Annotated in this window: 21 protein-coding genes; 12 read left to right on the top strand and 9 right to left on the bottom strand. The window is 63.1% G+C overall.

Features of this window, described 5'->3' with window-relative positions:
- Positions 1-18: 18 nt before the first annotated feature.
- Complete coding sequence (locus tag RB548_RS18165) at positions 19-396, bottom strand: hypothetical protein (RefSeq protein ID WP_331372606.1); 378 nt, start codon at positions 394-396, stop codon at positions 19-21.
- A gap of 85 nt (positions 397-481) precedes the next feature.
- Positions 482-2239: a glucan ABC transporter ATP-binding protein/ permease gene (locus RB548_RS18160; protein ID WP_331372605.1), complete on the bottom strand. Its 1758-nt coding sequence runs from the start codon at positions 2237-2239 to the stop codon at positions 482-484.
- 388 nt (positions 2240-2627) lie between these two features.
- Here RB548_RS18160 and RB548_RS18155 point away from each other — a divergent pair, with 388 nt between their 5' ends.
- Both RB548_RS18155 and pyc read left to right on the top strand, forming a co-directional pair.
- The gene (locus tag RB548_RS18155) at positions 2628-3368 is read left to right on the top strand and encodes a helix-turn-helix transcriptional regulator (RefSeq protein WP_331372604.1); all 741 of its coding nucleotides are present in this window, start codon (positions 2628-2630) and stop codon (positions 3366-3368) included.
- A 182-nt stretch (positions 3369-3550) separates the two neighbouring features.
- Positions 3551-7006 carry a pyruvate carboxylase gene (gene pyc, locus RB548_RS18150; protein ID WP_331372603.1) on the top strand — a complete coding sequence of 1152 codons (3456 nt, stop codon included), beginning with the start codon at positions 3551-3553 and terminating at the stop codon, positions 7004-7006.
- A 153-nt stretch (positions 7007-7159) separates the two neighbouring features.
- Here pyc and RB548_RS18145 read toward each other — a convergent pair whose 3' ends face one another.
- The 3 genes from RB548_RS18145 to RB548_RS18135 all read right to left on the bottom strand — a co-directional run bounded on the left by RB548_RS18145 (position 7160) and on the right by RB548_RS18135 (position 9758).
- Positions 7160-7921, bottom strand: a complete 762-nt coding sequence (locus tag RB548_RS18145; protein WP_331372602.1) for an amino acid ABC transporter ATP-binding protein — start codon at positions 7919-7921, stop codon at positions 7160-7162.
- Positions 7918-8598, bottom strand: coding sequence for an amino acid ABC transporter permease (locus RB548_RS18140; RefSeq protein WP_331372601.1), 681 nt, complete (start codon positions 8596-8598; stop codon positions 7918-7920). The genes RB548_RS18145 and RB548_RS18140 overlap by 4 nt, the downstream gene beginning before the upstream one ends.
- Before the next feature lie 386 nt (positions 8599-8984).
- A complete protein-coding gene (locus tag RB548_RS18135; protein WP_331375010.1) occupies positions 8985-9758 on the bottom strand; it encodes an amino acid ABC transporter substrate-binding protein in 774 nt (257 codons plus the stop codon).
- 292 nt (positions 9759-10050) lie between these two features.
- Between RB548_RS18135 and RB548_RS18130 the strand changes: the two genes are divergently transcribed.
- The 4 genes from RB548_RS18130 (at position 10051) to ispG (ending at position 13992) form a co-directional block, all read left to right on the top strand.
- Positions 10051-10833, top strand: coding sequence for a DeoR/GlpR family DNA-binding transcription regulator (locus RB548_RS18130; RefSeq protein ID WP_331372600.1), 783 nt, complete (start codon positions 10051-10053; stop codon positions 10831-10833).
- Positions 10830-11216, top strand: coding sequence for a VOC family protein (locus tag RB548_RS18125; protein WP_331372599.1), 387 nt, complete (start codon positions 10830-10832; stop codon positions 11214-11216). Before RB548_RS18130 ends, RB548_RS18125 begins: the two co-directional genes overlap by 4 nt.
- A 32-nt stretch (positions 11217-11248) precedes the next feature.
- Positions 11249-12445, top strand: a complete 1197-nt coding sequence (locus tag RB548_RS18120; protein WP_331372598.1) for an MFS transporter — start codon at positions 11249-11251, stop codon at positions 12443-12445.
- Between the two features lie 293 nt (positions 12446-12738).
- Positions 12739-13992, top strand: coding sequence for a flavodoxin-dependent (E)-4-hydroxy-3-methylbut-2-enyl-diphosphate synthase (gene ispG, locus RB548_RS18115; protein WP_331372597.1), 1254 nt, complete (start codon positions 12739-12741; stop codon positions 13990-13992).
- A gap of 68 nt (positions 13993-14060) precedes the next feature.
- Here ispG and RB548_RS18110 read toward each other — a convergent pair whose 3' ends face one another.
- The 3 genes from RB548_RS18110 to RB548_RS18100 all read right to left on the bottom strand — a co-directional run bounded on the left by RB548_RS18110 (position 14061) and on the right by RB548_RS18100 (position 16860).
- Positions 14061-14702 carry a LysE family translocator gene (locus tag RB548_RS18110; protein ID WP_331372596.1) on the bottom strand — a complete coding sequence of 214 codons (642 nt, stop codon included), beginning with the start codon at positions 14700-14702 and terminating at the stop codon, positions 14061-14063.
- 185 nt (positions 14703-14887) lie between these two features.
- Positions 14888-15943 (bottom strand): histidinol-phosphate transaminase, encoded by a 1056-nt coding sequence (hisC, locus tag RB548_RS18105; RefSeq protein ID WP_331372595.1) that lies wholly within the window; start codon positions 15941-15943, stop codon positions 14888-14890.
- 5 nt (positions 15944-15948) lie between these two features.
- Positions 15949-16860, bottom strand: coding sequence for a polyprenyl synthetase family protein (locus RB548_RS18100; RefSeq protein WP_331372594.1), 912 nt, complete (start codon positions 16858-16860; stop codon positions 15949-15951).
- Between the two features lie 173 nt (positions 16861-17033).
- On the opposite strand from RB548_RS18100, the gene mtgA reads away from it, so the two are divergent.
- The 3 genes from mtgA to rpmF all read left to right on the top strand — a co-directional run bounded on the left by mtgA (position 17034) and on the right by rpmF (position 18884).
- Complete coding sequence (gene mtgA / locus RB548_RS18095; RefSeq protein WP_408642423.1) at positions 17034-17771, top strand: monofunctional biosynthetic peptidoglycan transglycosylase; 738 nt, start codon at positions 17034-17036, stop codon at positions 17769-17771.
- A gap of 77 nt (positions 17772-17848) precedes the next feature.
- The gene (locus RB548_RS18090) at positions 17849-18496 is read left to right on the top strand and encodes a glutathione S-transferase family protein (RefSeq protein ID WP_331372593.1); all 648 of its coding nucleotides are present in this window, start codon (positions 17849-17851) and stop codon (positions 18494-18496) included.
- A 202-nt stretch (positions 18497-18698) separates the two neighbouring features.
- Positions 18699-18884 carry a 50S ribosomal protein L32 gene (rpmF, locus tag RB548_RS18085; RefSeq protein WP_003535764.1) on the top strand — a complete coding sequence of 62 codons (186 nt, stop codon included), beginning with the start codon at positions 18699-18701 and terminating at the stop codon, positions 18882-18884.
- Between the two features lie 254 nt (positions 18885-19138).
- On the opposite strand, the gene phaR is transcribed toward rpmF, so the two are convergent.
- Positions 19139-19717: a polyhydroxyalkanoate synthesis repressor PhaR gene (gene phaR / locus RB548_RS18080; RefSeq protein WP_136505331.1), complete on the bottom strand. Its 579-nt coding sequence runs from the start codon at positions 19715-19717 to the stop codon at positions 19139-19141.
- Positions 19718-19941: 224 nt separating this feature from the next.
- Here phaR and RB548_RS18075 point away from each other — a divergent pair, with 224 nt between their 5' ends.
- The 3 genes from RB548_RS18075 (at position 19942) to RB548_RS18065 (ending at position 25716) form a co-directional block, all read left to right on the top strand.
- On the top strand, positions 19942-21123 hold the full coding sequence (locus RB548_RS18075; RefSeq protein WP_331372592.1) for an acetyl-CoA C-acetyltransferase: 1182 nt from the start codon (positions 19942-19944) through the stop codon (positions 21121-21123).
- Between the two features lie 190 nt (positions 21124-21313).
- Entirely contained in the window at positions 21314-22039 is a 726-nt protein-coding gene (gene phbB, locus RB548_RS18070) for a beta-ketoacyl-ACP reductase (RefSeq protein ID WP_331372591.1), read from the top strand.
- 683 nt (positions 22040-22722) lie between these two features.
- The gene (locus RB548_RS18065) at positions 22723-25716 is read left to right on the top strand and encodes a DEAD/DEAH box helicase (RefSeq protein ID WP_331372590.1); all 2994 of its coding nucleotides are present in this window, start codon (positions 22723-22725) and stop codon (positions 25714-25716) included.
- The last annotated feature ends 4 nt before the right edge of the window (positions 25717-25720 follow it).

The raw sequence follows: 25720 nt of genomic DNA, 5'->3' as shown, positions 1-25720 counted from the left end.
GGGGTGATGGTCGACGTTTCAGACCGGGAGGATAGTCGACAGTTTCGGTTGTTGCATGTGTTTTGTCGCTTGGCGGGGCGAACGCGGCGGTGCGAAGCGATGAAACACGCCGCCGCGGTCGACCAGCCCGAGATCCAAAGTGCCGAAGCGCACGACGTGGTCGCCGTTTTCCAGCTCGGCCAGCCCGACGAGTTCGCCGGCAAAGACTTCGCTGACGAAGAGGCGGCGTCCCTTCCACTTGATCTCGCCGCAGTCGCGCACGCGCCGAACCTGATGATCGGCATCATACCAGGGATCGTCGAGACGCTTCGGCATCGGGCGTGTGGCCGCGGACCGATAGACGTCGGCGGGCGGTCGCTGGCCGAGGGCTTCGTGCGGGCGCTCCTGGACAACCAAGGCGGAGCTTCAGTCCCTTCCCTCGATCCAATGAAAAATGCCCCGGAAAACTCCGGGGCATTTATCTCGTCGAGGCCTGTAAGCGTCAAGCCGCCGTGAGGCTCTTGCGGACATCCTCGTCCGTGAGGATCCCGCTTGCGCGCAGCAGCGCGGCGAAGCGGCCGTTGCTCTGGCTGAGCTCGTTGAAGCCGCCCATTTCGACGATCCGGCCCTGGTCCATGAAGATCACCAGGTCGGCCTCGCGCACCGTCGACAGGCGGTGGGCGATGATGAAGGTCGTGCGGTCCTTGCGCAGCGCATCGATCGCGTCCTTCACGCGCGCCTCGGTCTCGACGTCGAGCGCGCTCGTCGCTTCGTCGAGTACGAGGATCGGCGCGTTCTTGAGGATCGCACGGGCGATCGCGACGCGCTGGCGTTCGCCACCCGAGAGGCGGTTGCCGCGCTCGCCGACGAGCGTGTCGTAGCCGTTGAGGCGGCCCTCGATGAAGCCGCACGCGGCGGCGGCTTCGGCGGCGGCCATCACCTCGTCGAGCGAGGCGTCCTCGCGGCCAAGGCGGATGTTGTCGCCGATCGAGCGGTTCATGAGGCCCGCATCCTGGAAGACGGTGGCGATCGACCGGCGCAGCGACTTGCGGGTGACGGTCGAGACATCGACGCCATCGATCAGGATCTGGCCGTGCTTCGGATCATGGACGCGCTGCAGGAGGTTGACGAGCGTCGTCTTGCCGGCGCCGGTCGGGCCGACGATGGCCACCGTCTGGCCGGCCTTCGCCGTGAAGGAGACGTCGCGCACGCCCTGGCCGGAGTTCCCGAAGTCGAAGGAGACGTCGCGGAATTCCACCTCGCCGACGACGCCCGTCAGTTCCTTGGCGCCGGCCGGCTCCTCGCGTTCGCGCACCGAGTCCTCGAGCTGGTAGAAGTCCTCGAGCTTGGCGCGTGCCTCGAAGATCTGCGTGACGAAGGCCTTCATCTGGTCGAGGCGACCGATGAGCAGGTTGGCAAAACCAATGAAGGCAACGACCTCGCCGACGCCGAGTTCACCGCGCTGCACGAGAATGGTGCCGATAATGAGGATCGCCATCATCGAGATGGTCGAAGCCATGCGGTTGAGCGCGCTGGCGAGCGCCCACCAGTCGAGCACCGGATACTGGGCAGAAATCAGCCGCTCGGTGAACTTCTTCAGTTCGCGCGTTTCGGCCTCGATGCGGTTGTAGCTATGCACCACGGAAACGTTGCTGATGGCGTCGGAGACGTGCGAGAAAACCGTATGGTAGTGGTTTTCAACGGAGGCCTGGCCGTCTTTGGTACGGTTCATCACGACCTTGCTGATCGCCACGTAGGCCGCGCCGAGGACGACGAGGACGAGCGAGAGGCGAAAATCCATGGCGAAGGCAGTAGGCACCAAGAGGGTAAGCGCCACGCCCGTCGCGAGGTGCTGGCGCATGAATTCGAGCCAGAGGCCGAAGAGGGTTTCGCAGGCGCGCAGCAGCGTGTGCAGCGCGTTGGAGGTGCCGCGCTGGCTGTGCCAGGAGAGCGGCATGGAGACAATCCGGCCGAAGGCTTCGGTCAGAAGCGTTGCGCGGCGGCCATGCGCAAGCCGGTCGGCTTCACGGGAGACGAGGACAAAGGCGACGGTGTTGAAGACGCCGAAGCCCGCCCACATGAGCAGCATCGGCGCGACGTCCTTTTGCGACGAAATCGCATCGATGATGCGGCCAAAGAGGATCGGCTCGGCAATCGTGATGACGGCAAGAACGATGTTGGCGATCACGATCGCCCCGACGCGGAATTTGTGAACGGCAAGATACTGAAGGGCTCTTGCATACACCTGGAACAAAGACACTGTCTCACCCCTTCTGGGCATCGGATGTTGCGCCGCAGCAATGTTTCGATGCGGCAGTGCGTTGCGCCTCTGACGGTCCCGGGGTGGCGGAACTTCGCCACTGTGCCGGCCGTCAAAGCCCTACTGGGCGGCCTTGTGAAGTCCCTGCCGAAAACGTGGAGGCTAAACTCTGCCGACTGCGGGAAGATCCGGTGCCAAGGGAGGATTGGCGGGATAATCCATAGTCCGCTATCTTTATGCCTCCACTCCGATATTTTGCAGGTTTCGTGCAAGACCGGGCGTGATAAGAAGAATTATCGCGGTTGCAACATGAATGGCTTCTGAACGGGGCGTTCATGTGAGGTTCTCAAGCGCTGCGTCCGTCGCATTCTCGACCTGAAGGTGTTCCATGAATATCACGTTGCTCGTACAGTTTCTGGCGCTCCTGGAGGAGATGAAGACGCGCGAGGAGATTCTGCCCGAGTTCGAACGGCTGCTCGATCGTTGCGGCTTCGACTTCTATGGCGTCGTGCGCCAACCGAAGCCCAACGAGAATCCGCTGAGGCTGCTGCTTGCCGGCCGTTGGCCGGACGGGTGGCCGCAAATCTACATCCGCAAGAAATATGTCGTCATCGATCCGACGATCCGTTATCTCGGCCATGCCCAGCGCGGTTTCCGCTGGCGCGACACGCTCGCCGCCTTCCGCTCGGACCCGCACCGCAAGCGCATGGAAAGCATGATGGTCGAGGCGCGCAATCACGGCCTCTTCGACGGCTATATTTTCCCGGTGCACGGCCGGCGCGGGCTGATGGGCAACCTCACGGTCGGCGGTCGGGTGGTCGATCTCAGCCCCGTCGAATTGAGCCTTTTCGACGCCATCGCCAAAAGGCTCTTCTGGAAGCTATTGGAGTTCACCGATCCCGAGATCATGGCCGAACTCGTCTCGCGCGTCGAAGTCCAGATGACGCGGCGCGAAATGGAAGCGCTGAACTATCTTGCCGACGGCATGACGTCGAACGATATCGGCAAGGTCCTCGACATATCGAGCCACACGGTCGATTGGTACATGAACGGTATCCAGGAAAAGCTCAAGGCGAAGAACCGCCATCACGTCGTTGCCATCGCCTTCCGTCTCGGCCTCATTTCCTGAGGTCGACTCCGTTCGGCCGTGATCGATTTTAAAGATTAGAGCGGGATGCAGCGGCGGGAAACCGCTCACACTTTCTCGTCCCGCTCGATGTCGCATCTGAAATTGCACTTCCTCAAGTGACTCGCTAAAACTTCATTTCGCGGTGCAGCATTCCCGCGTTTTCAAGTCTTGAGGAGTCCGACTTGCCTATCTCTAAGATCCTTGTTGCCAACCGTTCCGAAATTGCCATCCGCGTGTTCCGCGCGGCCAATGAGCTGGGACTCAAAACGGTCGCGATATGGGCTGAGGAGGACAAACTGGCGCTGCACCGCTTCAAGGCGGACGAGAGCTATCAGGTCGGCCGCGGCCCGCATCTTGCCCGCGATCTCGGGCCCATCGAGAGCTATCTGTCGATCGACGAGGTGATCCGCGTCGCCAAGCTTTCCGGCGCCGACGCCATCCATCCGGGCTACGGCCTGTTGTCCGAAAGCCCGGAATTTGCGGAAGCTTGCGCCGCCAACGGCATCACCTTCATCGGCCCGAAGCCGGAGACGATGCGCCAGCTCGGCAACAAGGTGGCGGCGCGGAACCTCGCGATCTCGATCGGCGTACCGGTCGTGCCGGCGACGGAGCCGCTGCCGGATGATCCCGACGAGATCAAGCGGCTGGCCGCAGAGATCGGCTATCCGGTGATGCTGAAGGCCTCCTGGGGCGGCGGCGGCCGCGGCATGCGGGCGATCCGCGATCCGAAAGATCTGATCCGCGAGGTGACCGAGGCCAAGCGCGAGGCGAAGGCCGCCTTCGGCAAGGACGAGGTCTATCTGGAAAAGCTGGTCGAGCGTGCCCGCCACGTCGAAAGCCAGATTCTGGGCGATACCCACGGCAACGTCGTTCACCTTTTTGAGCGCGACTGCTCGATCCAGCGGCGCAACCAGAAGGTCGTCGAGCGCGCTCCGGCGCCGTATCTCACCGCTCAACAGCGCGAGGAGCTCGCTGCCTATTCGAAGCGGATCGCCGAGGCGACCAACTATATCGGCGCCGGCACCGTCGAATATCTGATGGATGCCGACACCGGAAAGTTCTACTTCATCGAGGTCAATCCGCGCATCCAGGTCGAGCACACGGTGACCGAGGTCGTCACCGGCATCGACATCGTCAAGGCACAGATCCACATCCTCGACGGCTATGCCATCGGCAGGCCGGAATCGGGCGTGCCGTCGCAGGAGAACATCCGCCTCAACGGCCATGCGCTGCAGTGCCGCATCACCACCGAAGATCCCGAGCAGAACTTCATTCCGGACTACGGCCGCATCACCGCCTACCGCGGCGCCACCGGCTTCGGCATCCGGCTCGACGGCGGTACCGCCTATTCCGGCGCTGTGATCACCCGCTACTACGATCCGCTGCTCGAGAAGGTGACGGCCTGGGCGCCGAACCCGGACGAGGCGATTCGCCGCATGATCCGCGCGCTCCGCGAATTCCGCATCCGCGGCGTCGCCACCAACCTGACCTTCCTGGAAGCGATCATCAGCCACCCGAGCTTCCAGGACAACAGCTACACCACCCGCTTCATCGACACGACGCCGGAGCTGTTCCAGCAGGTCAAGCGCCAGGATCGCGCCACCAAGCTTTTGACCTACCTCGCCGACGTCACAGTCAACGGCCATCCGGAGGCGAAGGGCCGGCCGAAACCCAACGACGACATCGCCGCGCCCGTCGTGCCGTTCATCAACGGCGAAGTGAAGCCGGGCACCAAGCAACTTCTCGATCAACTCGGGCCGAAGAAATTCGCCGAATGGGTCAAGGCGCAGCCGCAGGTGCTGCTGACCGACACGACGATGCGCGACGGCCATCAGTCGCTGCTCGCCACCCGCATGCGCACCTACGACATCGCCCGTGTCGCCGGAACCTATGCCCGGGCGCTGCCGAACCTCTTCTCGCTCGAATGCTGGGGCGGCGCGACCTTCGACGTGTCGATGCGCTTCCTCACCGAAGACCCGTGGGAGCGGCTGGCAATGGTGCGCGAGGGTGCGCCGAACCTGCTCCTGCAGATGCTTCTGCGCGGCGCCAACGGCGTCGGCTACAAGAACTATCCCGACAACGTCGTCAAATACTTCGTCGCCCAAGCGGCCAAGGGCGGTATCGACGTCTTCCGCGTCTTCGACTGCCTGAACTGGGTGGAGAACATGCGCGTCGCAATGGACGCGGTCGCCGCAGAGAACAGGATCTGCGAGGCGGCGATCTGCTATACCGGCGACATCCTGAATTCCGCCCGGCCGAAGTATGATCTCAAGTACTACACGGCGCTCGCCGCGGAACTGGAGAAGGCCGGCGCCCACATCATCGCGGTCAAGGACATGGCGGGCCTTCTGAAACCGGCCGCCGCGCGCGTGCTGTTCAAGGCGCTGAAGGAAGCGACCGACCTGCCGATCCATTTCCATACGCACGACACAACCGGCATTGCTGCCGCGACCGTGCTTGCCGCGGTCGAATCCGGCGTCGATATCGTTGACGCGGCGATGGATGCGCTTTCCGGCAACACCTCGCAGCCCTGCCTCGGCTCGATCGTCGAGGCGCTTTCCGGCTCGGAGCGCGACCCCGGCCTCAATCCGGAATGGATCCGCCGCATCTCCTTCTACTGGGAGGCGGTGCGCCACCAATATGCGGCCTTCGAAAGCGACCTCAAGGGACCGGCCTCGGAAGTCTACCTGCACGAAATGCCGGGCGGGCAGTTCACTAACCTCAAGGAGCAGGCCCGCTCGCTCGGGCTAGAGACCCGCTGGCACGAGGTGGCGCAGGCCTATGCCGACGCCAACCGGATGTTCGGCGACATCGTCAAGGTGACGCCGTCCTCCAAGGTCGTCGGCGACATGGCGCTGATGATGGTTTCCCAGGACCTGACGGTCGCCGACGTCGAGAACCCGGCCAAGGACATCGCCTTTCCGGAATCGGTCATCTCGATGCTCAAGGGCGATCTCGGCCAGCCCCCGGGTGGCTGGCCGGAAGCGCTGCAGAAGAAGGCGCTGAAGGGCGAAGAGCCGTACACGGCGGTGCCGGGCTCGCTGCTGCCGCCTGCCGATCTCGACGCGGAGCGCAAGGCGATCGAAGAGAAGCTCGGCCGCGAGGTCACCGACTTCGAGTTTGCCTCTTACCTCATGTATCCGAAGGTCTTCACCGACTATGCGCTGGCCGCGGAAACCTACGGTCCGGTGAGCGTCCTGCCGACGCCGGCCTATTTCTACGGCATGGCGCCGGGCGAGGAGCTCTTCGCCGATATCGAGAAGGGCAAGACGCTGGTCATCCTCAACCAGGCCCAGGGCGAGATCGACGAGAAGGGCATGGTCAAGATGTTCTTCGAATTGAACGGCCAGCCGCGCTCGATCAAGGTACCGGACCGCAACCGCGGCGCCTCCGCCGCGATCCGCCGCAAGGCCGAAGCCGGTAACGCCGCCCAGCTCGGCGCGCCGATGCCGGGCGTCATCTCGACGGTGGCGGTTCACCCCGGCCAGCCGGTCAAGGCCGGCGACGTGCTCTTGTCGATCGAGGCGATGAAGATGGAGACCGCGCTGCACGCGGAGAAGGACGGGGTGATCGCGGAGGTGCTGGTCAGGGCCGGCGACCAGATCGACGCCAAGGATTTGCTGATCGTGTTTGGTTGATGCGTCCGGAACTGCAGATGGGCGCAGCGGTCCGGAGAAAGCTCTCCCGCCGTCATCCTCGGGTCAAGCGCGAGGAGTGACGGCGGAGCGAGAAGTGCCCCGGCTATTGGTGGCGCCGTGGCGACGGCGGACTCGGCTCGTCCGCCCGATTGTTCAAATATCGTAGCTCATCGGCGCGCTGAGCGAGGCGATGAACTTCTTCGTGCGCTCGCGCTCGGGCGTCGAAAAGATCTTCCTGGGCGGGCCGCTCTCGACGATGACGCCGCCGTCGAGGAAAATAACGTGATCGGCGACGCGTGAGGCGAGGCGAAGGTCGTGCGTCGCCATGATCATCGTCGTGCCCTCGCGCGCGAGGCGGCTCAAGACTTCCACAACTTCCTCGGCAAGTTCCGGGTCGAGTGCGGAGGTCGGCTCGTCGCAGAGAAGGACGCGCGGAGAGGGCGCGAGCGCCCGGGCGATCGCCACGCGCTGCTGCTGGCCGCCGGAGAGCGTTGCCGGCCAGGCATCGGCCTTGTGCGCCATGCCGACTTTTTCCAGGAGTTCGAGCGCGCGGGCGCGGGCACGGTCGGCCGGCCATTTGAGAACGGTCACAAGACCTTCCATCACATTGCCGAGCGCGGTCTGGTGGGGAAAGAGCTGAAAATTCTGGAACACCATGCCGGTTTGCCGGCGCAGCTTTTGTATCGCTCTCCAGCCGACCGTGCGGTGAGGCGCGAACTCCAGCCGTTCGTCACCGAGCCGGATGGCGCCCTGTGTCGGGATCTCCAGCAAGTTGACGCATCGCAAAAGCGTGCTCTTGCCGCCGCCTGACGGGCCGACAAGCGCCGTTACCGTGCCTTCGGCCATCGTCACACTGATTCCCTTGAGCACCAGGTTGGTGCCGAAGCGCTTTTCGATTTCGGTGAGTTCGATCATGCGCGCGCCTCCAGGAAACCGCCATAGCGGGCGAAGCGGTGCTCCAGCCTCGCCTGAAGGGCCGACAGTACGGAGCTCATGGCAAGGTAGATCAGCGCCGCCTCGATATAAAGGATGAGTGGTTCATAAGTGGTCGCGACAATGCGCTGCGCCGTCTGGAAGAGTTCTGGCACTGTAATGGCGGCGGCCAGTGAGGTGTCCTTCACCAGCGAAATGAAGGTGTTCGAGAGGGGCGGGATCGCAACCCGGGTCGCCTGCGGCAGGATCGTCCGGCGCATCACCTGGCTCCAGCTCATGCCGATCGAATAGGCCGCTTCCCACTGGCCGCGCGGCACGGAGGAGATCGTCGCGCGGATGATTTCGGATGTGTAGGCGCCGATGTTGAGCGTGAAGCCGATCAACGCGGCGGGGAACGCATCGAGCAAGATGTTCATGCTCGGCAGACCATAGAAGATGACGAAGAGCTGGACGAGGAGCGGTGTTCCGCGGATCACCCAGACATAGAATCGCGCCACGGCGACGAAAGGCGCTGGCGCAAAGAGGCGGACGAGCGCAGTGACGAGACCCAACAACAGGCCGAGGACGAAGGAAAGCAGGGTCAGCGGGACCGTGAAGATCAGTCCGGCCCAGAGCAGGGTCGGCAGCGAATCCGCCATCAATTGAAGCCATTGGGGCAAGGGAGAGCCTTTCAAAAAAGCGCGCGATCCGTCCCATCTGGGACGGATCGCGATTCATAAAGCAGGACGGGGAAAGGTGTGAAGCCCGCATCCATGCGACGTGGGAAGAGGCCGATTGCCCCCTCACCCTACAGCGCCGCGCGTCTTATCAGACGCGCGAAGGACGCTGTAGCACTTTGAATTGCTGCATGTTTTTATCCCTAAATCGGCTACGATTTAAGGAAACATGCAGTCCCCTCTCCCCGCGCGCGGGGAGAGGGGACGAGGGCGCTGCGACGCATGACTTCTTCCAAAAGGGCGAGAGGTTGCCGCGTGGCCCTTCTCCCCGCCTGCGGGGAGAAGGTGCCGGCAGGCGGATGAGGGGCCGATGCGGCGCCTTCGACACGCTATTTCGAGACGTCGGCGCCGAAATATTTCTGCGAGATCTTGTCGTAGGTGCCGTCGGCCTTGATTTCGGCAAGCGCCTTGTTGATCGCTGCAAGCAGGTCCGGCTCATTCTTGCGGATGATAATGCCGGAATAGTCGGCGTCGGCCTGTTCGGCGGCGATCTTCACGTTCGCGTCCGGCTTCTGCTTCTTGAAGTCGAGGAAGGACAGGCTGTCGTTGATCGTCGCGTCGGCGCGGCCGGTCAGCACCAACTGGATCGACTGGTCGAAACCGTCGGTCCCGACGAGCTCGGCGCCCGAGGCTTGGGCGAGCTTGCCGAAGTTGCTGGTCAGCGACTGGGCCGACTTCCTGCCCTTGAGGTCGGCGAAGCCCTTGATCTCCTCGTTGTCGCCCTTGACGATCAGCACGGCCTTGGAAGCGATATAGGGCTCGGAGAAGTCGTACTTTTTCTTCCGCTCTTCGGTGATGCCGACCTGGTTGATGACCGTGTCGTAGCGGTTGGCGTCGAGGCCGGCGATCAGACCGTCCCACTTGCCTTCGAGGAATTCGGCATTGACGCCGAGACGCTTTGCGACCTCCCGGCCGATTTCGACGTCGAAGCCGACCAGCGCGCCGCTGGCATCGTGATAGGTGAAGGGGGCGTAGGTGCCCTCGGTGCCGATTTTCAGAACGCCGGCGGACTTGATCTGATCGAGACTCGATTCCGCATGGGCGGGAGCGAAGGCGGCAATTTGCAGAAGGGCGGCAGCGAAAAGCGTCGGAAGGAATTTCATCGTCTTGTTTTCCATCTTTTTGTTCTCCGGCCCGTCGTCCGGATTGCGGCGAGATTCGCATAAAACCGGGCGCATCTGAGCGTATAAAACACCAATTAACCGGCTTTCGATGAAGATTTTTCCTCAGACCGGCGCGAAATCTCGGCGAAAACACTCCCGTTGGTGAATGTGCTCAGCCAATCGAAGTTCCACGAGCGGGCGAAGGTTCCCGCGCAGCGGCAATTGAATTCGCCGCGAAAGGCTGCTATTCACGTTTCAACCGATTCATGCACGTTTATGCACGATTTCAAACATGACGACGGACCTGCTGCTGCGCGAGAGGAAATTCCTGATCCAGGAACGGCTGAGAACCGACGGCCGTGTGCTGGCCGCCGATCTCGCGCGCGAACTCGGAGTCTCGGAAGACACGATCCGTCGCGACCTGCGCGAGATGGCCGCGGCCGGCCTGTGTGAGCGCGTCTATGGCGGAGCCTTGCCGCTCGCGCCGATGGCCGGGTCGCTCAGCCGGCGCGCCTCCCTCGCGCCGGAGCGCAAGGCGGCGCTTGCCCGGGCCGCGGTCGGATTCATCCGGCCGGGCATGACGGTTTTCCTCGATGCGGGTTCGGCCAATCTGGCGATCGCCGAGGCGATCGAACCGGACCTCCCGGTAACGATCGTCACCAACACGCCGCTCATTGCGGCTGCCTTGATGGACAAGACGGGTGTGGAGCTCATCCTTGTCGGCGGCCCGCTCGATCGTGCCGTGGGTGCGGCCGTCGGCGCGCGAGCGCAGCGCGATGTCGAGCTTCTCCGCCCCGACCTTTGCGTTCTCGGCGCTTGCGGTGCCGACGCGGAAGGGGGACTGACGGCCTTCCATTTCGAGGACGCGGCGTTCAAGCGCCTCATCGCCTCGCGAAGCCGCTCGGTTCTCGCCGCCATAACCAGCGACAAGCTGGGCACGGCCGCGCCGCATGCGGTGATTGGCATCGACGCGGTGACGACGTTGGTTCTCGAGGCCGATGCGCCCGAAGCTGAGATCGCCGCGCTCGGCGCGCGCGGCGCTGACGTCGTTGTGGCGAAGGAGCCGGCTCGATGAATGTCGCGCACGTCGCCCTCTGGACGAAGGATATCGACCGGGTCGCCGCCTTCTGGCACGAATTCTTCGGTGCCGAGGCCGGCGAAATCTATGAAAGCCGCCGCCGCCCCGGTTTCCGCTCGCGTTTCCTGACGCTTGAGAGCGGGCCATCGATCGAGGTGATGGAGGGGCCCTGGCTTGCGCCCCGTGACGAAGCGACGGTGGAACGCGTAGGCTATGCGCATGTCGCCCTTTCGCTGGGCAGCGGCGAGGCCGTGGACGACATGGCGGACCGGGCCGACCGCAAGGGCGTTCTCGTTTCCAAGGCACGATGGACGGGTGACGGCTTCTACGAGGCCGTGATCCGTGATCCTGACGGCAATCTCATCGAAATCACCATTTGAGCCGGACGGTTCCGGCTGCGGGAAGGTTACACATGGATCAGCGCACGCAAACCGCCTCCAAAGGCCACGTCCGGCACGCTTACATGTCGAAGAACCGGCTTGCCGTGTCGCTCCTGTTCCTGATGAACGGCTTCGTCACTGGCAGCTGGGCGCCGAAGATTCCGGAGTTCAAGGATCGGCTCGGGATCGGCGAGAGCGTGCTCGGCCTCCTGATCCTGGTATTCGGCATCGGCTCGTTGGTGCTGATGCCGATTGCCGGCGGGTTCATTGCCCGCGTCGGCTCGCAGAAGGTGGTCAAGGTCACGGCAATCATTCTGTCGCCGCTGCTCCTCATCCTGACGCTGGCCCCGAATGTCTGGACGGCGGCGATCGGCATGTTCCTGCTCGGCGGCTTCGTCGGCGCCATGGACGTGGCGATGAATGCCAACGCGGTCGAGGTCGAAAAGTCGATGCGCCGCGCGATCATGTCCTCCTGCCACGCCTATTGGAGTCTCGGCGGATTGATCGGCGCCGGCATCGGCGGCTTCCTGATGGTGCGCTTCGGCGTCCTGCCGCACGTGCTTGTCGTCACGGTCCTCTGCATTCTGGTTCTGGCTGTCGCCTGGCCGATGATCCTTGCCGACCGGCCTCATCCGGCGGTGGCGAAGGAGAAGCTGCGCCTGCCGCTCACGCCCCTGCCTTGGCTGATCGGTATCATGGCCCTGTTCTCGATGGTGCCTGAAGGCACGGTGCTCGATTGGGGCGCACTCTATTTGCGCAACGAACTCGGCGCTTCCGTCGAACTCTCGGGTTTTGGTTTCGCTGCCTTCTCGGCGACGATGGCCGCGATGCGTTTTGCAGGCGATCATGTCCGCGATCTCCTCGGCGCGAAACGGACCTTGCGTATCTGCACGGTGACGGCGCTCGTCGGCATTGTGCTTGCGGGCCTCGCGCCGAATGCGTTGGTCGCAATTCTCGGCTTCGCCATCGCCGGGGTCGGTATCTCCAACATGGTGCCGATCGCGTTTTCGGCGGCCGGCAACATGCCGGGGCTGCAACCCGGCATCGGTCTCTCGGTCGCGACGTTCATGGGCTATTCCGGCATGCTCTTCGCTCCCTCGCTGATCGGCTTCGTGGCCGAGCGTTCGGGCTTCGCGATCATCTTCATGTCCGTCCCCGCGCTCTTCATCGTCGTGCTCCTGCTCTCGCATCACGCCGTCCATGCGGATCACGGCAAGGCACATTCGTAGTCCGACGACGCACGGGCGACAGGCCCCTCATCCGCCTGCCGGCGCCTTCTCCCCGTTCTGACGGGGAGAAGGGACTCGCGGCGCCGCCGAAGTCGCCTCTCCCCACGCGCGGGCAGAGGGCCAGGGGCGAGGGGCTTTCGCGCCTACGCGGCCGCCCCGCCATCAATTCGCCGTCAGCGCGTGATGTTGCCGTTGACAAGTACGGATTCGTCCTCCACCTCAGGAGGCGAAAAGCGCGGAGCTTTTCTCAGTCCGTTTCCGCTCCGCTATGATGGGATAAAGAAGAGGCCCAAATGTCTTCTGCCTTCGATTTCGAGCCACAGCCGCGCCGCGCCTCCGTCGCCGTCGATGTCGGCGGTGTGATCGTCGGCGGCGGCGCGCCGGTCGTCGTCCAGTCGATGACGAACACCGATACGGCCGATATCGACGCGACTGTCGCCCAGGTGGCGGCGCTCCACAAGGCGGGCTCTGAACTGGTGCGCATCACCGTCGATCGCGACGAAAGTGCCGCCGCAGTGCCGAAGATCCGCGAGCGGTTGCTGCGCCTCGGCATGGACGTGCCGCTTGTCGGCGACTTCCACTATATCGGCCATAAGCTCCTGGCCGATCACCCGGCCTGTGCCGAGGCGCTGGCGAAATACCGCATCAACCCGGGCAATGTCGGCTTCAAGGACAAGAAGGACAAGCAGTTCGCCGAGATTATCGAGATGGCGATGCGCTACGACAAGCCGGTACGCATCGGCGTCAACTGGGGTTCGCTCGATCAGGAACTCTTGACCCGGCTGATGGACGAGAACCAGGCCAACGGCTCGCCCTTGACGGCACAGCAGGTGACGCGCGAGACGATCGTGCAGTCGGCACTTCTCTCGGCGGAGCTGGCCGAAGAGCTCGGCCTGGCGCGCAACCGCATCATTCTTTCCGCCAAGGTTTCCGGCGTGCAGGACCTGATCGCGGTCTATGCAATGCTCGCCGCCCGTTCCGATCATGCGCTCCATCTCGGGCTTACCGAAGCCGGCATGGGAACCAAGGGCATCGTCGCATCCTCCGCCTCGCTCGGCATCCTGATGCAGCAGGGCATCGGCGACACGATCCGCATTTCGCTGACCCCGGAGCCGGGCGGCGACCGCACCCGCGAGGTGCAGGTGGCGCAGGAACTCTTGCAGGTCATGGGCTTCCGCCAGTTCATTCCCGTGGTCGCCGCCTGTCCCGGCTGCGGCCGCACAACGTCCACGGTCTTCCAGGAGCTTGCCCAGAAGATCCAGGAGGACATCCGCGCAAGCATGCCGGTCTGGCGCGAGAAATATCCGGGTGTCGAGGCTTTGAAGGTCGCCGTCATGGGCTGCATCGTCAATGGCCCGGGCGAAAGCAAGCACGCCGATATCGGTATTTCGCTTCCCGGCACCGGCGAGATGCCGGCGGCGCCCGTCTTTATCGATGGCCAGAAGGCGATGACGCTGCGTGGACCAAAGATCGCCGAAGAATTCCAGCTTCTCGTGGCCGACTATATCGAGAAGCGCTACGGCCGCGGTCAGGCGGCCGCGGAGTAGTCCGGAGCGGGACGAGGAAAGTGTGAAGCGGTTTTCCGCCCGCGTCCCGCGTTTTGATCCAATCGGAATCAGAGCCGCGTCGTCAGCAGCTTCAGGCCGGCAAAGGCGAAGAAGCCTGCCATCAGGCTTTCGATCACGCGCCGCGATTTGAGATAGGCGCGGTGGACCGGCGAGAGCGAAAAGACGATCGCGAAGCCGCAGAAGCTGACGAGGCCGATTAGCATACACCCCCCGATGAAGGCGGCGGTAACGGTGACCGGCGCCCCTGCCGGCATGCCGAGCGAAACCAGCATGATCCACGCAAAGATCGCCTTGGGATTGGTCAGGTGGATGCCGAGCCCCTTGAGGTAGAGCTTCTTCAACGACATCTGCAGCGGAACACGAAGCGCTGCCCGTGACACCTCGCCGCGCATCGCCGCCTTAAGCGCGTTGTAGGCAAGCCAGAAAAGATAGCAGGCGCCGGCGATCTTCAGGAAGACGATCGCCTGTCCGTAGGTCCGGATGAGCGCCGAGAGGCCCGAGGCCGTCAGCATCGCCCAGGTATAGCTGCCGCTCAGCACGCCGAGGGCTAGTGCCAGGCCCGCCTTTCGTCCCTGGCTTACGGATGTCGCGATGATCGCCAGAACCGCCGGCCCCGGCGATACGACGGCGATGATATAGGCCGTCCAGGCGACCAAAAGCTGCGGCAGATAGGGCGTGAGGTCGAGCATGGTGCGGCGTCCGTCGATGATTGCGCAGGCAACAGTAGCCGAGGCTTCCGGCGGTGCCAACTGGAGGCGGGAACAGGCGCGGAAGACCACTCCATCGGCGCACGGAAGGAACAGTCCCCTCCCCAACCCCTCCCCCCTGTGGGGAGGGTTGGGGACCTGTGGGGAGGGGTTGGGGAGGGGTGAGCTCACAGAATCTCGTCGAGCACCGCGACCAGCCTTGCGCATTCCTCATCGGTGCCGATGGTGATGCGCAGGAAATCCGCAATTCGCGGCTTGGCGAAATGGCGCACGATAACCGCCCGTTCGCGCAGCTTCGCGGCCAAGGTCCCTCCCGCATGGTTCGGATGCCGGGCGAAAACGAAGTTCGCCTGCGACGGCAGGACCTCGAAACCGCGCCTTTTGAGTTCGCTCGTCAATTTCTCCCGCGAAGCAATGATCTTGCCGCGCGTCGCTTGGAACCAGGCCTCGTCCTTGATCGCGGCGATGGCGCCGGCCTGGGCTGCCCGCCCGAGCGGATAGGAGTTGAAGCTGTCCTTGACGCGCTCCAGCGCCTCGATCAGCGGCCGCTGGCCGATCGCGAAGCCGACGCGTAAGCCCGCAAGCGCGCGCGATTTGGAGAAGGTCTGCACGACGAGCAGGTTTTCGTATTTCGGGACCAGAGCGGTCGCGGATTCGCCGCCGAAGTCGACATAGGCCTCGTCGATCACCACCGGCTGATCGGGATGCTCGGCCACCAGTGTCTCAATCGTCGCAAGCGGCAGGCCGATGCCGGTCGGCGCGTTCGGATTGGGAAGAATGATCGCGCCGGTGGGGCGACGGTAGTCGGCAATGTCGACGCGGAAGGCATCGTCGAGCGGCACCTCGACGGCGTCGATGCCGAAGAGGCCCGCATAGGTCGGATAGAAGCTATAGGAGATATCCGGATAGAGCAGCGGCCGATCGTGTTTCAAGAGCGCGGCGAAGCTGTGCGCCAGTACTTCGTCGGAACCGTTGCCGACGAAGACCTCCTCCGGTTCGACGCCATATCGCGCCGCGATCGCTGCCCGCAAGTCGAGCGCGAGCGGATCCGGATAGAGCCTGAGATCGGCATTTGCCGCAGCCCGGATCGCCTCGATCACCTTGTCCGAAGGCGCGTAGGGGTTTTCGTTGGTGTTCAGCTTGACGAGGTTCGCCATGCGCGGCTGTTCGCCCGGGACATAGGGTTTCAGCGCGGAGACGATCGGCGACCAGTATTTGCTCACGGGCTTTAGCTCCTGCGGTTGGCGACGAAACGGGCAGTCTCGACGAGGATGGCCGAGCGGGCGCCATAGGGCTGAAGCAGATTTTCCGCCTGCGCCACCAGCTCCTCCAGTTCGCGCTCGGCCCAGGCCTGGCCGTGAAGCGCCACGAGCGTGCCCTTGCCGCGCGCCGCGTCCTTGCCGGTGGCCTTGCCCATCGCCTCCGCATCCGCGGTCAGGTCGAGCAGGTCGTCGGCGAGCTGGAAGGCGAGGCCGATCTTTTCGCCGAATGCGCGCAGCCGCCGCCGATCCTCGTCCGACGCATCGGCGATGATTGCGCCCGCCTCGCAGGCGAAACGAATGAGCGCCCCGGTCTTCATCGCCTGCAGCGTGACAATGCCCGCCTCGCCGGGCGCCGTTTTCTCGGCGGCGAGGTCAAGCGCCTGCCCGCCGGCCATGCCGCCGTGCCCGGAAGCGCGTGCAAGCGCCAATATCAGCGCCGTCTTTTGCCGGTCGGAAAGCGGCGTTTCCGGTGCGGCAATGATGTCGAAGGCGAAGGTCAGCAGGCTGTCACCGGCCAGAATCGCGGTCGCCTCGTCGAAGGCGATGTGCACCGTCGGCTGCCCGCGTCTCAAATCGTCATCGTCCATCGCCGGCAGGTCGTCGTGGACGAGCGAGTAGCAATGCACGCATTCGAGCGCGGCGCCGATCCGGAGCGCCGCATTGGCATCGCCTTCGAGAAGTGCGGTGCACTCGCTGACGAGAAAGGGGCGCAGGCGTTTTCCGCCGTTGAGGACACCGTGGCGCATCGCGGCAAGCAGGTTTGCGGGACGCGCGATCTCATCTGCGCCGACGACCGGCCCCAGAAGGTCGGAAAGCAGGTCTTCCACCGCCAGCGCATTGGCCTTCAGGTGTGCGGAAAAGGATGACGTCTCTTTCATGCAGCGCTCTTTGGCACGCGGGAGAGAGGCTTTCAACGGGCATTCGCGTCGCAGGGCCCTGCTTTACGTGGGATGAGCGTGCAAGCGTCTTGCCTTTTGTAAGAAACGCCATTCAACTTTGCTCGCCCATGAAATAAGAGAGGCGGATGGACAAAGAGGTGGACAGTCAGAGCGTGGACATCGTTCCGGAAGCGTTGGAGGAGGGGGAGATGTCCGCCAATCGCTGGTCCGCTGCATGGCGGGCGAGGGTTCGTCGCCTCTTTCTTGTCGTCCTTGCCCTCCTCGTGCTGCCCTATGTGCTGATCGTCTTCTATGCCCTGGATTTCGTTCGCCCGATCTCGACGCTGATGTTGCGCGACCTCGTGCTGCTGCGCGGCTATGACCGGCAATGGGTTGCGTTCGACGACATCGCCCCTGTGCTCGTCCAGTCGGTGATGATGTCGGAGGATGGCCAGTTCTGCTCGCATGCCGGTATCGACTGGAACCAGATGCGTGGCGTCGTCGAGGATGCGCTGGACGGCGAACAGACGCGGGGCGCAAGCACGATCCCGATGCAGACGGTCAAGAACCTGTTTCTCTGGAACGGCCGTTCCTTTGTCCGCAAGGCGATGGAACTGCCGCTTGCGATCGTCGCCGATTTCGTCTGGAGCAAGCGCCGGATGATGGAAATCTACCTGAACGTCGCCGAGTGGGGCGACGGCATTTACGGCGTCGAGGCGGCCGCGCAGCACCACTTCGGCGTTTCGGCTGCGAAGCTCACGCGTCGCCAGGCTGCTCTGCTTGCCGTATCGCTGCCCAATCCGATCGACCGCAACGCCGGCAAGCCCGGGCGGGGCCTGCGGCGGCTTGCCTCGCTCATCGAGCGCCGCGCCAGCCGCTCCGGCGGTTACATCACATGCCTTTATGATTAAGATGACAGCAATTCATTGGCCTCGCTGTCATGGATGTGGCAAGCCTGCCGCCTGAAAAGCAGGTGGGAGACACGCACATGACGAAGCTCGTCCTTTATATCGGCAACAAGAACTATTCCTCCTGGTCGCTTCGACCCTGGCTGGCGCTGGAAGCCTGCGGAATTCCGTTCGAGGATGTCGTCATTCCCTTCGATTTCCCCGCTGGAAATCCGCGCTTCCGCGAGATCTCGCCGACGGGACGCGTGCCAGTGCTGCATCATGGCGATGTCCGTGTCTGGGAATCGCTGGCGATCATCGAATATGTGGCGGAGCTTTTCCCCGAGGCCGGACTCTGGCCTGAAAACCGCGAGGATCGCGCCCGCGCCCGCAGCTATTCGATGGAGATGCTGTCCGGCTTTCGGGCGCTGCGCGGCGCCTGCCCGATGAATATCCGCCGGCCGCGCAGGGCGATCGAGCTGCCGGACGATGTCCAGGCCGACGTCGCCCGCATCGAAGAGATCTGGCGGGAATCGATCGCGCGCTCCGGCGGGCCGTTTCTCTTCGGCCGCTTCAGCGCGGCAGACGCGATGTTTGCCGCGGTTGTCAACCGTTTTGATGTCTACGAACTGGTGACAGATCCCGCCACGCTCGCCTATATGGATGCCGTCAAGACGCACCCGGCCTTTAAGGAGTGGGAAGTGGCTGCAAGAGCGGAGCCATGGATCGTGCCGGAAGACGAGGCCTGAGCTCTTGAATTGGTGCGGGACGCGGGCGGAAAACCGCTTCACACTTTTCCTCGTCCCGCGCCGACTCGAAAAATTGCGGTCGGGGACTGGTCAAACCGTGGTTGGCCATGTATAAGCGCGCGAAATTTCCGAGATCGACATCTGTTTGACCCGGCCATTTTCGGCTGCTGAACAGTGTTTTGCCCGATAAGTGGAGAATGAAATGGCTGTACCGAAAAGAAAAACGAGCCCGTCCAAGCGTGGCATGCGCCGTTCCGCTGACGCCCTCAAGGCTCCGACCTACATCGAAGACAAGAACTCCGGCGAACTGCGTCGTCCGCACCACATCGATCTGAAGACCGGCATGTACCGCGGTCGCCAGGTCCTGACGCCGAAGGAAAACGCATAAGCGTTGCCGTTCGCGGATGAAGTTCGAGGGCCGGCTTTGCCGGCCCTTTTTCTTTTGGTGCCGTGGCCCGAATAACCCCTCCCCAACCCCTCCCCACAAGGGGGAGAGGCTTGTGCGTCACCGCTCCGCCCAATTCAACGTCGCCACAAGTGGTGACGAATTGGATCATGCGTGAAGGGCGCGGCAAATTAGCCCCTCCCCGTTGTGGCGAGGGGGTGGGGAGGGGTAATCAGGTTTGGCGAGGGATTTTACTGCTAACCGAGATTGTCGAGCTTAGTTTGCAAGGCGCGCAACTGTTCTTTGAGCTCGTCGATATCCTTGGCCTCGGCCTTCTTTGTTTCCTTGGCCGGCGGGGCGGCCATGAAGGGCGAGAACATCTGCATGGCCTGATGGAACATTTCGGTGTTGCGTCGCACTTGCTCCTCGACCAGTTGCAGCGGCACTTGCAGGTTCTTGCCAAGCGGCGTGTCGCCGAACGCCTTGTTGATCTGCTCGCGCATCTGCGCCTGCTGTTCGGTGAAGGCCTGCATCGAGTGTTCGAGATAGCTCGGCACCACCATCTGCATCTGGTCGCCATAGAAGGAGATCAGCTGGCGTAGAAAGGAAATCGGCAAAAGCGTGTTGCCGGTCTTCGATTCCTGCTCGAAAATAATCTGCGTCAACACGGAGTGGGTGATGTCTTCGCCGGACTTCGCGTCCTGTACCACGAACTCCTCACCCTTCTTTACCATCACTGCCAGGTCGTCGAGGGTCACGTAAGTGCTGGTGCCCGTATTGTAGAGGCGCCGGTTCGCATATTTCTTGATAACGATCTGGCCTTCATTCTTCGCCATCAGGGTCTCCTCTTACCCATCGTCCCGTCTTTATTGTATTTTTTAGAGTATCCGCAAAATCGAGGCTCTGACAATCTATTTGTGCAATGCGGCGACGCACCTGCGAAATATGGTAACCGCGCGAAACGTGAAGCTTTTGCGGCAGCGCATCAAGGCGTTTGACTTGCGCTCAAGGCTTTGCCAGTCTGGCTACATCAGGCAAACGAAATATGAGGAAACGTCCCATGAGCAATCCCTCCGTCGTGATCGCCAGCGCGGCTCGCACCGCCGTCGGATCCTTTAACGGTGCCTTCGGCAACACTCCTGCGCACGAGTTGGGTGCCGGCGCCATCAAGGCGGTGCTCGAGCGGGCTGGCGTCGACGCGGGAGAGGTGGACGAGGTGATCCTCGGCCAGGTTCTTGCCGCCGGCGAAGGGCAGAACCCGGCCCGCCAGGCCGCGATGAAGGCAGGCGTCCCGCAGGAAAAGACGGCTTGGGGCATGAATCAGCTTTGCGGTTCGGGCCTGCGCGCCGTGGCGCTCGGCATGCAGCAGATCGTCGCCGGCGATGCGGATATCATCGTGGCCGGCGGCATGGAGTCGATGTCGATGGCGCCGCATTGTGCGCACCTTCGCGGTGGCGTGAAGATGGGTGACTTCAAGATGATCGACACGATGATCAAGGACGGCCTGACCGACGCCTTCTACGGCTATCACATGGGCATCACCGCCGAGAACGTCGCGCGCAAGTGGCAGCTTACCCGCGAGGAGCAGGATGAATTTGCGCTCGCTTCGCAGAACAAGGCCGAAGCCGCACAGAAGGCCGGCCGCTTCGTCGACGAGATCGTGCCCTTCATCGTCAAGACCCGCAAGGGCGACGTGACCGTCGACCAGGACGAATATATCCGCCACGGTGCAACGCTCGATTCCATGGCCAAGCTCCGCCCCGCCTTCGACAAGGAGGGGACGGTGACCGCCGGAAACGCCTCCGGCCTGAATGACGGTGCGGCTGCAACGCTTTTGATGACCGAAGCGCAGGCGGAAAAGCGCGGCATCCAGCCGCTTGCCCGCATCGTTTCCTGGGCGACGGCCGGCGTCGATCCGCAGATCATGGGGACGGGGCCGATCCCGGCCTCGCGCAAGGCGCTGGAGAAGGCCGGCTGGTCCGTCGGCGACGTCGAGCTCGTGGAGGCGAACGAAGCCTTCGCCGCACAGGCCTGTGCCGTCAACAAGGACCTCGGCTGGGATCCGTCGATCGTCAACGTCAATGGCGGCGCGATCGCCATCGGCCATCCGATCGGCGCCTCCGGTGCCCGCGTTCTCAACACATTGCTCTTCGAGATGAAGCGGCGCGGCGTTTCCAAGGGCCTTGCCACCTTGTGCATCGGTGGCGGCATGGGTGTCGCCATGTGCGTCGAGCGGCTGTAGCCGGCCACAATCCTATGCAGCAGGCCGGCCGAACAGTTTTCCGGTGCATTCGCCGGTCCGCTGGCCTGCTGTTCCTGTGTGACATCCGCAAAATTGATCGAGCACATGTGGCCCGGCCACTGCATGCTGCAGGCCGGGGCATATACGGGTTATCTATGCAAAATTGAAACCAATCTTGTGGGAGGCGAGCATGAGCAGGGTAGCGTTGGTTACGGGTGGATCCCGCGGCATCGGTGCGGCCATTTCGGTGGCTCTGAAAGCGGCAGGCTACAGGGTGGCCGCAAACTATGCCGGCAACGACGAGAAGGCCCAGGCCTTCAAGCAGGAAACCGGCATCCCCGTCTACAAGTGGGATGTCTCCAACTATCAGGCCTGCGCCGAGGGCATCGCCAAGGTGGAGGCCGATCTCGGGCCGATCGACATTCTCGTCAACAATGCCGGCATCACTCGTGACGCGATGTTTCACAAGATGACGCCGGAACAATGGGGCGAAGTGATCAGCACCAATCTGACCGGCCTCTTCAACATGACGCATCCGCTCTGGTCGGGCATGCGCGACCGCGGCTTCGGGCGCGTCATCAATATCTCCTCGATCAACGGTCAGAAAGGGCAGATGGGCCAGGCGAACTATTCTGCGGCGAAGGCGGGTGATCTCGGCTTCACCAAGGCACTCGCCCAGGAAGGGGCGGCCAAAGGCGTCACCGTCAACGCAATCTGCCCGGGTTACATCGGCACGGAGATGGTCAGGGCCGTGCCGGAAAAGGTGCTCAACGAACGGATCATTCCGCAGATTCCGGTCGGGCGCCTCGGTGAACCGGAAGAAATCGCACGCTGCGTCGTGTTCCTGGCATCGGACGATGCCGGCTTCATCACAGGTTCGACGATTTCGGCAAATGGCGGCCAGTTCTTCGCCTGACCCCGACGTCAAGACAATATCATCACTCGCGGCGCCTTCACGGGCGCCGTTTTTGTTTGCGGCAGCGGAGGTCGCCGGCGGGATGCAATTGTTAATGACGTCGCCTTGCGATGCCCGGATTGCGAAAAATCGAACCGCGATTCTATTGATCCGCGGGCACCAGAGATACCATATGTTGTGGTGAACAAAACGGGAAAACTGTCGTGTCTGCGATTCGTCGCCGATTCGTTCCGGCTTTGATCGAAAGGTTAATGCGACGATTCTTATTCCTTGATTCGCCGACTCCGAAAACGAATCTGAGTTAAAATTTTCCAAACTTTCCAGAGTCTTGGATTCCGAATCCTTGATGGCGGTTAACGCTCTGGAAGGGAAAGTTAACGGCGCCGACGGCATTCGTTTGCGCGATGTTCCGGCAGATTCAGCATATGGTGCGACTCTTGCCGCGGTAATCTAGATATAGCCGTGAACATACAGTGAATCGACGCGAGTCAGCGATTCGTCGCTGATTCGTTCCACCGCTGTTCCGAGTGTTAATGCGGAGGCACGAAAATATGGCTCGGGGAGAAGGCCGAAAGCAGTTTTAATTGCCCGCGCCCCTTGCGTTTGGCCCGCGGCGTGGGCATGTGTTCCCCGCCGGCACCCGAAAGTGGGCCGGCGCGTTGAGAATGCCCAGGATCGATGAAGTGTCCTTTCAATCCATGATCCTGAGTGGCCGTGGCGTGACCGCGGTGCTCGGGCCAACCAACACCGGCAAGACCCACTATGCGATCGAGCGCATGGTTGCGCATGACAGCGGAGTCATCGGCCTGCCGCTGCGTCTGCTCGCGCGTGAGGTCTATACGCGTCTGGTCGAAAAGGTGGGCCACCACAACGTCGCGCTGATCACGGGCGAGGAGAAGATCACCCCGCATCGCGCGCGTTATTCGGTCTGCACGGTCGAAGCCATGCCGCGCGAAACGACGGCGTCGTTCGTCGCGATCGACGAGGTGCAGCTTTCCGCCGATCTGGAGCGCGGCCACATCTTTACCGACAGGCTGCTGCATCTGCGCGGCCGCGGCGAAACGCTGCTGCTCGGTGCCGCGACGATGCGGCCCATTCTCCAGCAGCTCCTGCCGGGGATCACGATCATCGATCGGCCGCGCCTGTCGCAGCTTCTTTATGCAGGGTCGAAGAAGATCACCCGGCTGCCGCATCGTTCCGCGATTGTCGCTTTCTCGGCTGATGAGGTCTATGCCATCGCCGAGCTCATCCGGCGACAGCGCGGCGGCGCCGCGGTCGTGCTCGGGGCGCTGTCGCCGCGCACCCGCAATGCCCAGGTCGCGCTCTACCAGGAGGGTGACGTCGAATATCTTGTGGCGACCGATGCCATCGGCATGGGCCTCAATCTCGACGTCGACCACGTCGCCTTCGCGCAGGATCGCAAGTTCGACGGTTACCAGTACCGCAATCTTAACCCGGCAGAGCTCGCCCAGGTCGCGGGGCGGGCAGGCCGGCATGTGCGGGACGGGACGTTCGGCGTCACCGGGCGCGTCGATCCCTTCGACAACGAACTCGTGCACCGGATGGAATCGCACGAATTCGATCCGGTCAAGGTTCTGCAGTGGCGCTCGAAGGCGGTCGACTATTCCTCGTTGAAGGCGCTCAAGAAAAGTCTCGAGGCGGCGCCGGCCGTTGCCGGTCTGACGCGCGCCCTTCCGGCCGTCGACCAGCAGGCGCTGGAGCACCTGATGCGTTATCCTGAAGTGGTGGACGTTGCCACCACGGCCGAGCGGGTCGAGACGCTTTGGGAGGCCTGCGCCCTGCCCGACTACCGGCGCATAACACCGGCGCAGCACGCGGACCTGATTTCGACGATCTACGCCGATCTCGTTCGCGAGGGCACCGTCAACGAAGACTTCATGGCCGAGCAGGTCCGCCGCGCGGATCACACTGATGGCGAGATTGACACACTTTCGGCGCGAATTGCGCAGATCAGGACCTGGACCTATGTGTCCAATCGGCCCGGATGGCTTGCCGATCCGACACACTGGCAAGAAAAGACGCGGGAAATTGAAGATCGATTGTCCGACGCGCTACATGAAAGGTTGACGAAACGCTTTGTTGATCGCAGGACATCTGTGCTCATGAAGCGCCTGAGAGAGAATGCGATGCTGGAAGCTGAAATCAGTGTGAATGGTGATGTCTTCGTCGAGGGGCATCACGTAGGCCAATTAACCGGTTTCCGGTTCACTTTGGCGGCCGGTGGCGAGGGGTCGGACGCGAAGGCCGTGCAGGGTGCTGCCCAGAAGGCGCTCGCGCTGGAGTTCGAGGCGCGCGCCGCGCGTCTGCATGCGGCCGGCAACGGTGATCTAGCGCTTTCGTCGGACGGCCTCGTGCGCTGGCTCGGCGATCCGGTGGCGCGGCTTGCCGCGAGCGATCACGTCATGCGTCCCCGCGTCATCCTGCTCGCCGACGAACAGCTCCAGGCCAATGCCCGCGAGCACGTACTCGCCCGGATCGAACGGTTCGTGAACCACCATATCGGCACGATATTGAAGCCGCTTGACGATATTTCCCGTGCGGAGGACCTCGAAGGCCTCGCCAAGGGGTTGGCTTTCCAGCTCGTCGAGAATCTCGGTGTGCTCTTCCGCCGCGACGTCGCCGAGGAGGTGAAGTCGCTCGACCAGGACGGTCGCGCGTCTATCCGCAAATACGGCGTTCGCTTCGGCGCCTATCACATCTTCCTGCCAGCTCTCCTGAAGCCGGCGCCGGCGGAGCTCATCACGCTGCTCTGGGCACTAAAGAACGACGGACTCGACAAGCCCGGCTATGGCGAACTCATTCCGATGCTTGCCGCCGGCCGTACCTCTGTGGTCACCGATCCGTCGTTCGAGCGGACATTCTACAAGCTCGCGGGTTTCCGTTTCCTCGGCAAGCGGGCCGTACGGATCGACATTCTTGAGCGGCTCGCCGATCTCATTCGTCCGTTGCTGCAGTGGAAGCCGGGCGCTGAGCCGCGTCCTGACGGCGCGTATGACGGCCGCCGCTTCATGGCGACGACCGCGATGTTGTCCATTCTCGGCGCAACGCCCGACGACATGGAGGAAATCCTGAAGGGGCTTGGCTATCGCGCCGATAGCGTGACCGCCGAGGAGGCGGCCACGTTCCTCGCGAGCCAGAGCGGAGAGGCGACCTCGGCGGAGACGCCGGTCGAAAGTGCCGCGGCCGAGAGCGTCGACGCGGATACGAAGGTGGAGCGCGAGCCGGCCGACGTAATGCAGACGGACGCGCCCGCAGCCGAGGAAACCAGCGACGCGCCGGCTGAAGAAAGCCCGGCAGAAGAGCCTGCCGAAGAGCCTGCGGAAGCAAGACCCGTCCTCCTCTGGCGTCCCGGCACGCGCCAGGACAACCAGCGCCAGGGTGGCCGCCACCAGGGCGATCAACGCCGCGGTGGCCAGCGGCATGGCCAGGGCGAAGGCAGGGAGGGCGGCCGCAAGGGCGGAGCGCCCATGCGTGGCAAGGCACAGGAGAGCAGGCCGGCTGGCGGCCAGCGCAAGGATCGGCCTGATCGCCACGATCGGGGCGGCAAGCCGGGCGGCTCGAAGTTCGAGGGGCGCCCGCCGCGCAAGGAGAAGCCGCTGGATCCGGATTCGCCCTTTGCAAAACTTGCTGCTCTCAAGGAGCAATTGAAAAAGTAGGAAG

Origin of the sequence: Sinorhizobium chiapasense, assembly GCF_036488675.1 — a bacterium.
Taxonomy (GTDB): domain Bacteria; phylum Pseudomonadota; class Alphaproteobacteria; order Rhizobiales; family Rhizobiaceae; genus Sinorhizobium; species Sinorhizobium chiapasense.
The sequence above is the reverse complement of the archived record's forward strand: the minus strand, read 5'-3'. Positions and strand labels throughout refer to the sequence as shown.